The sequence below is a fragment of the Streptomyces sp. NBC_00286 genome, assembly GCF_036173125.1.
Taxonomy (GTDB): domain Bacteria; phylum Actinomycetota; class Actinomycetes; order Streptomycetales; family Streptomycetaceae; genus Streptomyces.
The window spans coordinates 3527060-3541188 of record NZ_CP108054.1 but is presented as its reverse complement, the minus strand read 5'-3'; the positions used below and the strand labels follow the sequence as shown (position 1 = coordinate 3541188).

Here is a 14129-nt window from a genome sequence, read left to right as displayed (position 1 = left end):
TCCTCACAGGCTGCTGGCGATGTCGCGGATGAAGTCGCGCGAGGCCTCCGGTGAGAGGGCGATGCGCTCCATCCAGTCGAGGTGTGCACGGTACTTGGCCAACTGCGCTTCTTCGCCGAGGAATTCCGGCCCGTGTGCCCTGTCGACCTGGGCGGTGTCCAGCTGCGGCACGGGACCTTCGAGGTAGTTGACGGTCTGCCCGGCCCCAGGGAAGGTGCCCGCCGAGAACGGGATGACGAGCAATCGGACCGCCGGGCGCTCGGACACGGTGAGCAGGTGGTCGAGCTGGGCGCGAGCCACCTTGGGGCCGCCGAACTGCATGCGCAGCGCGGCCTCGTGAACGATGCCCACGTACTCGGGCGGGTTCTCGCCCTCCAGTACCTGCTGTCGCTCGGCACGGAAGGCGAGACGCAGGGCGATCTCATGCTCGGGCAGCGGCGGCAGCACGGCCCGGAAGAGTTCGAGGGCGTGGTCGCTGGTCTGGAACAGGCCCGGGACGTGCGCGGTGTGGGCGGTCCGCATACGTACGGCGTACGACTCCAGCTCGGCGATGTCCAGCAGGCCGGGGGAGAGGGAACCCCGGTAACGCTCCCACCAGCCACGGGCGTTGCGCCCCACCATGTTCACCAACGCCTCCACGTACGCCTGGTCCGAGCAGGCGCAGTTGCAGGCCAAGGTGCGTAGCCGCTCGGGGCTGATGGTGCGGATGCCGGTCTCGATATTGGAGATCTTCGCCCGGTCGAGCCCGAGCAGCCCGGCGGCTTGATCCGCCGTCATTCCCGCGGCCGTCCGCATCCGGCGCAACTCGCTGCCCAGACGCCTTTGACGCTCCGTGGGAGTGGTCCTCGGTGGCATGGACTTCCTTCCGTGATGGTCGCCAGCAGTCTGCCGCCCATCAGTACTGGCGGACCACGAACGGGTCAATTTCTTCGACTAAGTGGCAATGAAACCAAACTCTGCCCTACGTTGAGTAACGCGCAAGCTACTCACGGCAGTTGGAAGCGCATCGCCGAAGCCTGCCTGCGACGGGCCACCGACCGCCGCCACACCCCTTCCCTCACCTCATCCACCCGGAACGGAGTCCCCGCATGCCCGAAACCACCCCGACCCCCGCTCCCACACCCACTCCCACCTGGGAATGCCACCTCCACCTGACCAACAACCCCCGAGCCCCACGCATCGCCCGCCGCACGATCCGAACGGCCCTCCTCGACTACAACTGCTCCCTCGAACTGACCGACACCGCAGAGCTGTTGACCTCGGAACTGGTCTCGAACGCGGTAAAACACTCCGACGGCCCGGTAACCGTCAGACTCCGCACCCGCGCCGGAGTCGTACGCATCGGAGTCATGGACGACCACCCAGAACTCCCCGCCCCACTGCCCTGCACCCCCGACGAGGACTTCGGCCGGGGCCTGTACCTGGTGGACACCTTGGCGGACTCCTGGGGCCGCTACCCCATCACCGACCCTTCCCGAACGCCCGGTTGGAAGGTGGTGTGGTTCGAACTGGCCGCTGACCACTGGTAGGTAGTTCTGCGTGCAGCGCCAGAACCCGTGATCTGTGACGTTCCGTAACAGTGGAGCGGTCGGTAGAGCTGGTGCGGCTCCCCATGCAGTCACCTGAAAACTCTTCTCGCTTCCGCAACCCACGTCGCTGCCTCGGCGTCCAACTTCATGACGGTCGGCTGCGGATCACCCGGGAGAGCACGTGGCGAAGAAGGGCCAGACGACGGACGCGGCAAGGGAGAAGGACCGCGAAAAGTGGATGGCGCGTTTCCAAGTACGGCTGGCCATGCAGCCGGGCGTGGACCGGGCAGTCGTGCTCCAGGCGGTCAAGGACGTCACGGCGCATTGCGCGGATACGGGAGAGCACCCGCAGACCGCCTTCGGTGATCCGGACACCTACGCCGTGCAGGCCGCCGCGCGGCTGGTGCCGGCGGACCGCGCGGCGCACGCGAGGCGGCACAACGCCGTGGTGGACGCGTTCAGCTCGGTACTCAAGAGGGCCAGGGATGTCCCCGGTCTGTGATTCCAATCGTTGTTCGGGCAGCCGGGAGCCCGGCGGCGGCAGGCGCATGCGGCCTACTTGAACGGGATGTTGAGCCAAAGACCGCGGTGGCGCAGGACTTTGGCGGCCGCATCCCCGCCAGTAGCTCGCGGAAAGTGTCGGCCGCCTTGCCCTTCCAGTGCGAGGAGTGCAGCTGGCGCATGCCCCCGCCGACCTTGTCGAAGGCCTTCTGGAAGTCCTTCAGGTGCTTGGCGCTTTCGCGGATGCGTCCCGGGTTGCCGTGTACGAGTTCGTTCGCGTCCTCGGTCTGGCCGAGTTGCTGCTCGCCGGGGGTGGCGCCCAGGGCCGAGGCCGCTGTTGAACGCGTCGCGCCAGTCGGCCATCAGCCGGCGTCCCCGCGCTGCTGACCTTCGGCGCCCTGCGGTCCGTCGGCGCCCTGCGGTCCGTCGGCCTGGGCCTCGGCGGCTGCCGCACGCTCCTCGGGTGACGGACCGACCTGCCGGTCCACCAACGCCTCGTACTCCTCGTCGTTCAGGCCGGTCAAGCCCTGGATGTCGACGGGGAGCACATCCGACGTCATCACGTCACGGGGGGCGTCCTTCCAGCCCTGCTTGCTGTTCTCCCACGCCTGATCGAAGGACTCCCCGCTGTAATCCGGGTCGGCGAGCGCGTGGTTCCTCGCCAGGTCACCCCAGCCCATCTGCGTGACTTCCCCGTTCCCATCAGCCGCTTCGTGTACGTCCCTGGGGTCGCCGTCCGCCGCGTCCAGCGCGGCCCCGTCCGGCACGATCCCCCGCACCGGTGGAAACAGCGCCCCTCGCCCTCACTCCCGACATCCAGCGCCACCCCGCACGGCACCGGCATCGCGGGAATCGCCGCATCCAGCAACCGGGCGCCCAGAACACGGTCGTGCGCCCACTCCTGTGCCCCTTCACCCCGTGCGATGGCGAATCGGGCAAGCGTCGACTCATCCGAGAAGGCGTAGATCCACCGGATACCGCCGAACTCCGCGGTCAGCGGGGAGCTGTCCTCCCCGAGCGGCAACAGCACGGCCGTACGCCGGAATTCGCCCAGCAGGGCGGCGGCTTCGCGTCGGCGGAGGCGGCTTGCCTGGTCCTGCTCTGGCTCCTGTGCGCGCGATTGCTCCTCGGCCCGGTCCAGGCCCTGGCCCTGGTCCTGGTCCTGCGCCGGAGCGTCGGCCGTGGTCGTACGCGCGGGCGTGCCGACGGTCGTGCTCGCGGGCGTGCCAGCGGCCGCGCTCACAGACGCGCTCCGCTCGTACTCGCGTCAACGTCCTCTATGTAGTCCCAGATCCGGGACCTACGTATATGTCCCGCCCCCGCGCCGTCTCCCCCGTGATCAGACATGAGTGCGATCATGGCATCGCCCCGTTACCGAACGCAACGCGGCCAACCCGTCCCGGGGACCTCAACGCGCCCGCTATACGGCCGAGTTGAGGCATATGCGTCTCACGCTGTGTCGATCACCCTGCACCTTCGGTGAGTTGATCTCGGAGATTCGGTGTTGATCGGGCCATGCCGTGGATATGGTTCTGCTGCAAGACGACGTCACAGGGGCGATCTGAGGCGGTGGTCGTCCACCCCGCCGCAGTGGACGGGGTGGTGTGCAGCGTGCCGACCGCGATAGCAGTCACCAGTTCCGATCTGGTGCTCCCAACGCACGACCGGCAGACGCCGCCCGCCGCCGTCCAGCCCCTCGACAGCCTCGAAAGCTCCCTCACGGGCATGCACGGGCTCATCGAGCAGCACGGATATGTGATCGCGTTATACCCGGCGTCCGTCTCCACCGACGTCATCCGGAGACTGCACGCCGTACGTTCCGTACTCGAGAGCGACCGCATCGCCGTCCTCGGCATCGATCTGCCGCCGCTCGGCCTCGCCCTTCTCGCCCAGCAGCTCCGCCAGCTCTCCGTCTGCGACTTCAGCCCGGGCGTGCTCGCCTCCTCCGCACGGCTGCTCGCCCACTACATCTACTCCGGCGCCCTGCTCGGCTCCGTGGCCAAGCTCGACCGGATCCCGGTGTCCCTGAAGTCCCACGCCAAGTCGTGGGTGCCGGGCGCCCAGTTCGCCGTACTGGCCAATCCGCGGCCTCAGCTCATACGGCTCGGACAAACGGAAGAGAAGCTGGCCGGGCCCGAGTTCGGCACGCGGATGCTCATCGCGCCCGGGCAGCTGCCAGGCGACTGGATCACCACGACGCTCGCGCCCGCCTGGCGCGTACAGGGCGTCGCCACCGTGCCGCTGCCCGCCGAGTCGGCGCGCTGGTGGGGCACGGGGAAGGTCGCCGAGTTCGCCGCGGGACTGCACGACGTGTCCGTGCTCTACCAACTGGTCTCGTCCGTACGGCGCGAGGAGTGCCACTGGTGCGGCCTGGAACTCATCGGCGACCGATGCGGTTTCTGTGCGGCACCTTTGCTCCCGCCGCCGGAGCTTCCAAACGCCGCCGGACGGGCAGTTTCTTCTGTACGCGCCTTGCCACGAGGCACTACGTAAGTCACGTACGTACATCTGAACAGCCAGAGCCACAGCACCACGAACAGACCCTGAGCACCAGGCACGACCGCTAGACCCCCGCTGTCCCCGCCCCGATAGAGGTTGCCCGCGTCATGCTGCATCACCCTGGGGGACAACCCCCAGACCCCCGGCCGGAAAGGCATGGCCCGCTCAACTACCCGGTACGTCCCTACGAGGTGAGCTTTCAGTGAACTCACGCCAGCGCCGAGGCGTCATCCTGCTGGTCCTCTCGGTCCTGTGCGCCGTAGGCGCCTTCGCCGGAGTCCTCTCGGTGATCCGCGACGTGAACTCGAAGGTCGGCCCAGAGGTCGCGGCGTACCGCCTGAAGAGCGATGTCGCGCCCTACCGGGAGTTGTCGGCCAGCCAGTTCGAGAAGGTCTCGATGCCCGAGCGGTGGCTGTCCTCGACCGCCGTCACCGACCTCTCCGAGATCCGCGGCAAGATCGCGGTCACTCGGCTTGAGAAGGGCTCCCTGCTCCAGCAGGACATGATCGTGGAGCGGCCCGAGCTGGAAGCCGGCCAGCAGGAGATCGCGATCATGATCGACGCGGCGACCGGTGTGGCGGGCAAGATCAACCCGGGTGCGCGGGTCAACATCTACGCCACCTTCGAGGCCGAGAACGACAACGGCAAGGACCAGTCGAAGGTCATCGTCGAGAACGCCAGGGTCATCGACGTCGGCAAACTCACCGCCCTCGATCCCTCCCAGAACAGCGACGACCGCCGCCGCACCGCGACCGAGGCCGTCCCGATCACCTTCGCCCTCACCACCGCCGACACCCAACGCGTCGCCTACGCCGAGTCGTTCGCGACCCATGTACGCCTCGCCCTGGTCGCGGGCGGCTCCGACACCGTCGTCGCACCCGACGACCGCTCGTACACCCTCGACGAGGACAAGTAGGAGGCCGTGATGCGCTCAGCCCTCACGAAGGCGTCCACGACGGGGTGCCGATTGCCCACGAAGGCGTCCCCGAACGCATCCGCTGCATCCGCGGATGCAGCCCCGAAGGTGTGCCGATGACCATCCGCATCCTCCCGGCCGTCGGCGACATCGACTCGGCCCGCGCCCTCTCCACGCTGCTGAGCCAGCTCCCCGACGCCGAACCCGCCGCGCCGGTCCCGGACACGACGGCGCTCCTGGACACCCTGGCGCAGCTCGCGTCGGAGTCCCTGGACGAGTTGCCCGAGGTCGTCCTCGTCCATGAGCGGATAGGTCCGATGTCCGCGCTGGACGTCATCCGCGATGTGGTGATGCGGTTCCCGGCGGTCGGGGTCGTCCTCATCACCGCCGACACCAGTACGGGCGTACTGACCGCGGCGATGGACTCCGGCGCCCGCGGCATCATCGGCCTGCCCCTCGGATACGACGCCCTCGCCGAACGCGTCCAGGCCGCCGCCGCCTGGTCGCTCGGCATGCGGCGCCATCTCAGCAGCGGTACGCCGGAGCTGTACGCGGGGCCAGGGGGCACCGTCGTCACGGTCACCGGGGCGAAGGGCGGTGTGGGCGCGACGGTCACGGCGGTCCAACTCGCCCTCGCGGCGAGGGCATCGGGCCGTACGGTCGCCTTGCTGGACTTCGATCTCCAGTCGGGCGACGTGGCCTCGTACCTCGACGTGCAGTTCCGCCGATCCGTGGCCGACCTCGCCGGGATCAGCGACATCAACCCGCGCGTCCTCCAGGACGCCGTCTACACCCACGACACCGGGCTCGGGCTGCTGCTGGCCCCGGCGGAGGGCGAACGCGGCGAGGAGATCACCGACCGGGCGGCCCGCCAGGTCCTGCAGGCGCTGCGTACCCGTTACGAGATCGTGGTCGTCGACTGCGGCGCCCAGATGAACTCCGCGACCGCCGCCGCCGTCGAACTCGCCGACCAGGCCCTCCTCCTCGTCACCCCGGACGTCGTCGCCGTCCGCGCCGCCAAACGCATGGTCCGCCTCTGGGACCGCCTCCAGATCCGCAAGGCCGAGGAGACCCTGACGGTCGTCAACCGCGCCTCACGCGGTACGGAGATCCAGCCGTCCCTCGTCGAACGCGTCACCGGCACGAAGGTGGCTCACGTCGCGGTACCCGCCGCCTTCAAGGAACTCCAGTCCGTGGTCGACGCCGGCCGCATGCAGGACCTGGACGCCCGCTCCACGGTGAAGCAGGCGCTGTGGGCCCTGGCGGGCGAACTGGGTCTGGTGGCCGTCAAGGAAGGGGGCGGCGGCAAGCGCCGCAAGACCTCCTCGGACCGGGGTGCGCTGGCTCTGCGCCGCAAGGGCGGCGACCGGGGCGCGGTGACGCTGGAGTTCGCCGGGATGTTCCCGCTGCTGCTGGTCGTGATGACGATCCTTTGGCAGTGCGTGTTGTACGGCTACACGTACTCCCTGGCCGGGAACGCGGCGGATGAGGCGGCGCGGGCGGCTACGGCGGCGGCTGCTTCTGGGGCGGGGGCGGAGGGTGCTTGTGCGGATGCGGGCCAGGAGCACCTGCCCAACGCCTGGCAGGGCGCCCAAATCGGTTGCACGCAGGAAGGTGACGTCTGGAGGGCCAGCGTCAGAGCCGAAGTCCCGCTCTTCTTCCCGGGCTTCGACGCGGGCTGGACGGTCCAGGGCGAGGCGGGTGCGGCCGTGGAGGGGGAGGACGACGGATGAACGTACTCCGGAAACTGTGCAGGCGAGCCAGGGATGACCGTGGCGTCTCCATGCTGGAGTTCGCCGGCTTCCTGCCCATCCTGCTGCTCGTAGGGCTGGCCGCCATCCAGCTGGGCCTGGTCGGATACGCCGCCAACCAGGCCGGATCCGGCGCGCGCGCCGCCGCACGGGTCGCCTCACAGGGCGAGGCGGGCGAGGCGGCCGGGTACGCCGCGATGAGCGACTGGCTCGACGCGACCGTATCCGCTCCGGAAGGAGGCGGCGACACGACCACCGCCACGGTGACCGTGCAGGTCCCGCTGCTCATCCCGTTCGTAGGGGAGGGCTGGCAGGTGGAGAAGAAGGCCACGATGCCCAACGATGACGATGACGGCTGACCCTCGTACGGAACGACCCTCCCCCGGAAGGGAGTTGAAGACATGAGCCTCAAGGCCCGTATCGCCGCCCCCGAAGAGGGCGGAGCCGGCCGCGAGGACGGCCACCTCGTCGCCGTCTACCGTGCCAAGCTGCTCGAAGAGATCGACCTGGCTGAGATGTCCAGCCTCGCGGCGGCCGAGCGACGCATGCGCCTTGAGCGAGTACTCGGGCACATCATCAGCCGCGAGGGCCCGGTCCTGTCGTCCTCCGAGCGGTCACAGCTCATACGGCGGGTCGTCGACGAAGCGCTCGGGCTCGGCGTACTCGAACCCCTGCTCGCCGACGCGTCCATCACCGAGATCATGGTCAACGGACCCGACTCCATCTTCGTGGAGCGAGCCGGACGCGTGGAGCAGCTCCCCCTCCGCTTCGCCTCCAACGAGCAGCTCATGCAGACCATCGAGCGCATCGTGTCGACGGTCAACAGGCGCGTAGACGAGTCGAACCCCATGGTCGACGCCCGCCTCCCCACCGGCGAACGCGTCAACGTCATCATCCCGCCGCTCGCCCTCACCGGCCCGACCCTCACGATCCGCCGCTTCCCCCGCGCCTACACGCTCCCGGAGCTGATCGGCCTCGGCTCGCTCGACGAGCAGATGCTCATGCTGCTCGCGGCCTTCGTCCGGGCCCGCTTCAACGTCATCGTCAGCGGCGGTACGGGCACCGGCAAGACCACCCTCCTCAACGCCCTCTCCGGCCTCATCCCGGCCCACGAGCGCATCATCACCATCGAGGACTCCGCCGAACTCCAGCTCCAGCAGGAGCACGTGATCCGCCTCGAGTCCCGCCCCCCGAACGTCGAGGGCAAGGGCCAGATCACCATCCGCGACCTGGTCCGCAACTCACTGCGTATGCGCCCCGACCGCATCATCGTCGGTGAGGTCCGAGGCGGCGAGACCCTCGACATGCTCCAGGCCATGTCGACCGGCCACGACGGTTCGCTGGCCACCGTGCACGCGAACTCCGCCGAAGACGCCCTCATGCGCCTCCAGACCCTCGGCTCGATGTCCGAGGTCCAGATCCCCTTCGAGGCGCTGAAGGACCAGATCAACTCGGCCGTGGACGTGGTCGTCCAGCTCGCCCGCCACGCGGACGGCTCCCGCAAGGTCACCGAGATCGCCCTGCTCATCTCGCACGGCCGCGAACAGTTCCGTATCGCCCCCGTCACCCGCTTCGTGCCGCGCCCCACCGGCCCGGATCGCGTCGTCCACGGCCACTTCGAGCATCTCCCGCTGCCGCGCCCGGTCGCCGAGAAGCTGTACGTCGCGGGCGAGCCGCTGCCGCCCGCCTTCCGCGTGGCCGAGGCCATCGACGTACTCCAGACGAGGCAGGCCATCGGATGACCCCCACCACCACGACTGAGAGGAGCGAGCCATGAACAACCCCACCCTGCTCGCCCTCGGCGCCACCGTCCTGTGCGGCACACTCGCCGTCGCGGGCGTGCACACGTACGCGTCCGGTCGCGCCCAGCGCCAGGCCCTCGTCGACCGTCTCTCCGGCGGTCCGCTCCGCAGCGCCGCGGGCCGCGCCCGCCGTTTCGCGGCCGTCGACCGCCGACTGCGCCACACCCGCCTGGGCCGTGGCATCCATATGCGGCTCTCGGCCACGGGACTCGACCTGACGGCGGGCGAGTTCTTCACGTACGTCACTGCCGTCGTCGTAGCGCTCTGGCTGATCGCGGCCGCCGCCCTGGCCCCCTTCTTCGGCCCCATCGCGGCAGCGATCGGCATCTGGGGCTCCGCGATCTTCCTCAACTGGCAACGCCAGAAGCGCATTGAGGCCTTCATCAACCAACTCCCCGACGTGGCCCGCCTCCTGGCCAACGCCTCCGCCGCCGGCCTCGCTCTTCGTACGGCCCTGGCGATGGCCGCGGAGGAACTGGAGGCCCCGGCCGGTGAAGAACTGGCCCGCGTTGCCGACCAGTTGAGCCTCGGCCGCTCGATCGACGACACCCTCGGCGAACTCGCCGAACGCCTCCCGTCCCGCGAACTGGTCGTCCTGGTCACCACCTTGGTCCTCTCCAACAAGGCGGGCGGCTCCGTCGTCAACTCCCTCCGGAACCTCACCCAGACCCTGGAGGACCGCAAGGAAACCCGCCGCGAGGTCCGCACGATGCTCTCCGAGGTCAACGCCACCGCTTTCACGGTCCCGCTCCTGGGCCTGGGCTCGCTGTTGCTCATCAACTCCTCGAACGAGGGCGCCCTGGCCCGGGTGACCGGCTCCCCGGTAGGCCAGATCCTCGTCCTCATCGCCATGGGCCTCTACACGGTCGGCTTCTTCGTCATCCGCAAACTCGGCAAGATCGAAGTGTGAGGGGGGAGTTACGTTGCTGGCCTTGCTCCTCGCTCTCCTGTCGGGCCTCGCCGTCGCGGGCCTCCTCTTCGGCATCCGTATGCTCCGCGCGGAAGCCAAGCTCCCCGGCGACCTGGCCCTCGCCCTGGAAGTCGGTTCCACCCGCGTCTCCCAGGCCGACTCCGCGGTCGACCGCCTCGGCATGCGCTTCGCGCCCCTCGTGCTCCGCTTGATGGGCCCGCGCCGCGTCGACGCCAAACGCCGCCGTATCGACATGGCGGGCAACCCCGGCGGCCTGACCCTGGACCGTTACGCGGCCCGCCGGGCGGTCTACGGCATCTTCGGCGTCGTACTCGGACTGGTCTTCTACACCAACGGACAGCTCCTGTTCGCCGCCCTGACCCTGGCCTTCGGCCTGCTGGCCGCCGACGCCCTCATCTGGCAGGCCATCCGCGACCGCAAGGAGGTCATCGACCGCACCCTCCCCGACTTCCTCGACGTCCTCGCGGTCGTGGTCTCGGCGGGCCTCGGCTTCCGCCAGGCCCTGGACCGCGTGGCAGACCACTACGAGGGCCCATGGGCGGACGAGCTGAGAATCACCCTGCGCCAGATGGACATGGGCGTAAGCCGCCGCCAGGCCTTCGACGAGCTGCGCAAGCGCAACTCGTCGGAGCAGGTGGCCCAGTTCGTCTCGGCGTTGCAGCAGGGCGAGGAGTTGGGTTCCCCCATCGCGGACACCCTGATCCAACTGGCCACGGACATGAGGCGAACGGACGCCCAGAACTCCCGCCGCAGGGCAGCGAAAACGATCCCCAAGGCCACGATGGTCACGCTGGTCTTCATGCTCCCGGCGACGATGATCCTGATCGCGACGGGGATGTTCTTGGGGTCGGGGACTAACTTCGGCTCGATTTTGGGACGCTGAGATGGCAGGGGCTTGGGAACGCGCGCAGGAGTCTTGGCTAGCCCTTGCTAGTGGGCTGGGTGGTGCGCCCCGTAAGGGGCGCGGGGAACTGCGCGACCAGCCACGACGGACCCGAAGCGTCCGAACTGCCCTGCTTTTTCAGGGGCGCGGGGCTGTGACATTTGCGGCTCCGCCGCGTGGGCGCGAACAGCCCCAACGGACCCGCAGCGTCCAAACTGCCAAGCGAGCCGCAGGCTATTTCGCCGAGGACGCGGCAGCACCAAGCGTCCGCCTCCAGCTCAACGCCCTACAGGCCCTATGCCGCCAGGCATTCGCGGTCCGCCTGACCCTGATCGCAATCGGCGCCCCCTTCGCGATGGCCAACGCGACACAAGGCCCACCCCGCTACGGCGTACTAGCCGCGGCCGTACTCGGAGTCATGGGCTCATACGCCATGCTCCGAGACTGGGACCGCTTCGCCCCGCGACTCCTCGCCCACCCCACCCTCATGGCCGTGGACCTGATCTTCGGCGCGATCCTCCTGCTGACGGCATCCCCGGCCTCCCCCCTCGCCTACGCAGCCGTCTGCACCCCCCTCCTCTCTGGCCTCCTCTACGGCTGGCGCGGCTCCGGCATCTTCACCGGCCTCCAACTCATCGTCCTGCTCACGGTGTTCAGGGCCTGGGAACACCGCCCCGGCACCGGAGCCAGCACCCTCCTCATCGCCGGCTTCTGCATCGCGGCCGGCATCATCGGCGTAACCCTGCGCAATCTGATGTTCCACTTCGGCACCGCCAGCCAGGCACTGGCGGAGGCCAACTCACGCCTCGCGGTGGCGGAGGCCGTCGAGTCCGAACGCGCTCGCCTGGCCCGCGAGATGCACGACTCGGTGGCCAAGACCCTTCACGGCCTGGCCCTGGCGGCCGAGGCCCTCGCGGTCTCCGCCGACCGCGACACGGATCCACATGCCCTGAAGGACCAGGCGGCGACGGTGGCGAGCGCGGCCCGCCGAGCCGCGGCGGAGTCCCGCGACCTCCTGACGGACCTACGCCACCACACAGCCCTGTCGACCCCACCCACAGACCTGCGAACCGAACTGACGGCAAGACTGGACGACTTCGCATCCCGTACGGGCATCAGGGCGACCCTCGCCTACCGGGCAGCCCCCACCCTCGTACTCCCTCCCGGAGCCCCGCACCACCTCCTCGCGATCCTCTCGGAGGCACTGGAGAACACGCACCGGCACGCGACGAACGCGACGGACGCGACGGCGGTGGAGGTAACCCTCGATGTCGAAGCCGATGTCGACGCCGAAACCGACGCCTCGACCCTGCACCTGTCCGTACGAGACGACGGAACCGGCACGTCCGTATCCCTCGATGACGTACAACACCTGGCGAAATCCGGCCACTTCGGTCTGCTGGGAATGCTGGAGCGCGCAACGTCGATCGGCGCGGGCATCGAACTGCGCCAAGGCGAGCACGGAGGCACGGAGGTCAAGGTGGACCTCCCCCTGAAAACCTCGGGCACTCCGCTGCCCGTACCCCCCTCACACACGCCCCAAGAGGAGGCCGCACATGCCTGACCAGGCACTTCCCGGCCCGCCCTTACGAGTGCTCGTGGCCGACGACAACCCGGTCGTACGGGCGGGCCTCGCCGCCCTGCTCGACGCCCACCCCGACATCCGGGTCGTCGCGCAGGCGCCGAACGGAGCGGAGGCGGTCACGTACGCGACCAGTCACTGCCCGGACGTGGTCCTGCTGGACGTACGTATGCCCGGCACCGACGGCCTGACCGCGCTGCCCTCGCTGGCGCGCCTGGCGCCGGTGATGATGCTGACGTACAGCCGCGAACCCGAGGTGGTCGCGGAGGCGTTGCGCCTGGGTGCGGTGGGTTATCTGGTCCACGGCGAGTTCACGGCAGAGGAACTGATCACGGCGGTACGGGACTTGAGGGACCGTAGGCCTACGTTCACGGCGTCCGCCGCGGCTGTCGTTTCGGACGTACCTGTCTCGAATTCGGCGGTCCCCGAATCCGCCTCTGAAACTGTCTCGGAATCGCTCAGCGTTTCGTACGAACCGAACGAATTCCCTTCGCACATGCAACCAGTTATGGCACAGTCGTCGAAGGCCCGACTCGCCTACGCGGCGGGGCTCCACGGCCGCGACGACAACGGACGGGATTTCGGACTGAGTTCACGGGAGGTGGAGGTCATGGATCTCATCGCGGCCGGCATGAACAACCGCCAGATTGCCGCCACCTGCTTCATCAGCGAGAAGACCGTCAAGAACCACATCAACCGCATCTTCGCAAAGCTGCACAGTTCTTCGCGCAGCGAAGCGATCGCTTATTGGCTGGGTACGGCTCACGGGGGGTGGAACCGATGACTCCAGACTCGGGAAGTTGGGTCCCTGGGCCCACCCGGAGTGGGCGGGGTGTCACGTACGGTGCGCGGGACGGTAGTGGTGTTGTTGGACGGGAGGACAGCGGCCATGGTGGCGAAGATGTCGATGCACGGCGTCAAGCGCGGGCTCGGGACGTGGAGGCGGACCGTTGTCTCCCGGATGCGGGGGAGCGAGCGGGATCGCGGGGCGGGGTTCGTGGAGTATGCGGGGCTGATGATTCTGATTGCGGGGATCTTTACGTTGATCGACCAGTTGGGGTTGGACGGGTTGATCTCGGGCGCGATCGGCGACGCCGTCGACCGCGTGATCGGCGGCGGTGGCTGAGCAGTAGCAACCTTCGCAGCGACAGAGGGCAGACTCTCCCGATCTACATTTGGCTGACGGGGATTCTGCTCTTCGCTGCGTTCGCCCTCTTTGCGTTCGCCCAGGCAGCGTCCGCGCGGAATGGAGCTCAATCCGCGGCGGACGCTGCTGCGTTGGCGGCAGCGCAGGCGGATCGGGATGAGCTGATGGAGGGCCTTGAAGGCGCCATCGGGGTCGACGACAACTGGCTGGACTGGCTCGACCCGGATGAGGCCACGGGCGTCGGAGCTACCGCTGCGGCTCAGGAACTGGCCGCCGCCAACGACTCGACCCTCCAGGGCGGTGCCCAGCCCACAGAGGTGAACGGCTTCCCTGGATACGAGGTGGAGATCCAGACGAACTACACGGTCGGGGAGTCGCTCATCCCGGGCACGGAGACGCAGCAGGCGACGGCTCAGGCCACGGCCGTCATCGCACCGCGCTGCGACTTCGAGGCACCCGACGACCCCCTGGACGTCGTCGAACTCGACTGTGGCGGCGATGTCATCGAGATCGACCCCGAAGATTTCATTTCGAACGACCTACCCGACGCGTCCGTGCTGTTCTCTGTGTATCTGGCCGAGTGAAAGG

Annotated in this window: 17 protein-coding genes; 14 read left to right on the top strand and 3 right to left on the bottom strand. The window is 68.6% G+C overall.

The window, feature by feature from the left end; genetic code table 11:
- Positions 1 to 3: 3 nt before the first annotated feature.
- Complete coding sequence (locus tag OHT21_RS16020; protein WP_328768991.1) at positions 4 to 855, bottom strand: helix-turn-helix domain-containing protein; 852 nt, start codon at positions 853 to 855, stop codon at positions 4 to 6.
- 233 nt (positions 856 to 1088) lie between these two features.
- Between OHT21_RS16020 and OHT21_RS16015 the strand changes: the two genes are divergently transcribed.
- Both OHT21_RS16015 and OHT21_RS16010 read left to right on the top strand, forming a co-directional pair.
- On the top strand, positions 1089 to 1529 hold the full coding sequence (locus tag OHT21_RS16015) for an ATP-binding protein (RefSeq protein ID WP_328768990.1): 441 nt from the start codon (positions 1089 to 1091) through the stop codon (positions 1527 to 1529).
- A gap of 181 nt (positions 1530 to 1710) precedes the next feature.
- On the top strand, positions 1711 to 2031 hold the full coding sequence (locus OHT21_RS16010) for a hypothetical protein (protein WP_328768989.1): 321 nt from the start codon (positions 1711 to 1713) through the stop codon (positions 2029 to 2031).
- Here the strand turns inward: OHT21_RS16010 and OHT21_RS16005 are convergent.
- Together OHT21_RS16005 and OHT21_RS16000 are read right to left on the bottom strand one after the other, a co-directional pair.
- On the bottom strand, positions 2000 to 2353 hold the full coding sequence (locus OHT21_RS16005) for a putative T7SS-secreted protein (protein WP_328774099.1): 354 nt from the start codon (positions 2351 to 2353) through the stop codon (positions 2000 to 2002). The two genes, OHT21_RS16010 and OHT21_RS16005, sit on opposite strands and share 32 nt — an antisense overlap.
- Positions 2354 to 2392: 39 nt before the next feature.
- Complete coding sequence (locus OHT21_RS16000) at positions 2393 to 2797, bottom strand: hypothetical protein (RefSeq protein WP_328774461.1); 405 nt, start codon at positions 2795 to 2797, stop codon at positions 2393 to 2395.
- Positions 2798 to 2811: 14 nt separating this feature from the next.
- Between OHT21_RS16000 and OHT21_RS44680 the strand changes: the two genes are divergently transcribed.
- The 12 genes from OHT21_RS44680 to OHT21_RS15940 all read left to right on the top strand — a co-directional run bounded on the left by OHT21_RS44680 (position 2812) and on the right by OHT21_RS15940 (position 14125).
- Complete coding sequence (locus tag OHT21_RS44680) at positions 2812 to 3315, top strand: hypothetical protein (RefSeq protein WP_443050374.1); 504 nt, start codon at positions 2812 to 2814, stop codon at positions 3313 to 3315.
- Between the two features lie 314 nt (positions 3316 to 3629).
- On the top strand, positions 3630 to 4523 hold the full coding sequence (locus OHT21_RS15990; RefSeq protein ID WP_443050640.1) for a hypothetical protein: 894 nt from the start codon (positions 3630 to 3632) through the stop codon (positions 4521 to 4523).
- 208 nt (positions 4524 to 4731) lie between these two features.
- The gene (gene cpaB, locus OHT21_RS15985) at positions 4732 to 5445 is read left to right on the top strand and encodes a Flp pilus assembly protein CpaB (RefSeq protein WP_328768988.1); all 714 of its coding nucleotides are present in this window, start codon (positions 4732 to 4734) and stop codon (positions 5443 to 5445) included.
- A 116-nt stretch (positions 5446 to 5561) separates the two neighbouring features.
- On the top strand, positions 5562 to 7178 hold the full coding sequence (locus OHT21_RS15980; protein WP_328768987.1) for an AAA family ATPase: 1617 nt from the start codon (positions 5562 to 5564) through the stop codon (positions 7176 to 7178).
- Positions 7175 to 7555, top strand: a complete 381-nt coding sequence (locus OHT21_RS15975; RefSeq protein ID WP_328768985.1) for a TadE/TadG family type IV pilus assembly protein — start codon at positions 7175 to 7177, stop codon at positions 7553 to 7555. Before OHT21_RS15980 ends, OHT21_RS15975 begins: the two co-directional genes overlap by 4 nt.
- A gap of 42 nt (positions 7556 to 7597) precedes the next feature.
- Positions 7598 to 8938 carry a CpaF family protein gene (locus OHT21_RS15970; protein ID WP_328768984.1) on the top strand — a complete coding sequence of 447 codons (1341 nt, stop codon included), beginning with the start codon at positions 7598 to 7600 and terminating at the stop codon, positions 8936 to 8938.
- Positions 8939 to 8969: 31 nt separating this feature from the next.
- On the top strand, positions 8970 to 9908 hold the full coding sequence (locus OHT21_RS15965) for a type II secretion system F family protein (protein WP_328768983.1): 939 nt from the start codon (positions 8970 to 8972) through the stop codon (positions 9906 to 9908).
- Between the two features lie 13 nt (positions 9909 to 9921).
- The gene (locus tag OHT21_RS15960; protein ID WP_328768982.1) at positions 9922 to 10812 is read left to right on the top strand and encodes a DUF5936 domain-containing protein; all 891 of its coding nucleotides are present in this window, start codon (positions 9922 to 9924) and stop codon (positions 10810 to 10812) included.
- Positions 10813 to 10966: 154 nt separating this feature from the next.
- Positions 10967 to 12376: a sensor histidine kinase gene (locus OHT21_RS15955; RefSeq protein ID WP_443050373.1), complete on the top strand. Its 1410-nt coding sequence runs from the start codon at positions 10967 to 10969 to the stop codon at positions 12374 to 12376.
- Entirely contained in the window at positions 12369 to 13178 is an 810-nt protein-coding gene (locus OHT21_RS15950; protein WP_328768980.1) for a response regulator transcription factor, read from the top strand. The genes OHT21_RS15955 and OHT21_RS15950 overlap by 8 nt, the downstream gene beginning before the upstream one ends.
- A gap of 105 nt (positions 13179 to 13283) precedes the next feature.
- Entirely contained in the window at positions 13284 to 13520 is a 237-nt protein-coding gene (locus OHT21_RS15945; RefSeq protein ID WP_328774097.1) for a hypothetical protein, read from the top strand.
- 53 nt (positions 13521 to 13573) lie between these two features.
- Positions 13574 to 14125: a pilus assembly protein TadG-related protein gene (locus OHT21_RS15940; RefSeq protein WP_443050639.1), complete on the top strand. Its 552-nt coding sequence runs from the start codon at positions 13574 to 13576 to the stop codon at positions 14123 to 14125.
- The last annotated feature ends 4 nt before the right edge of the window (positions 14126 to 14129 follow it).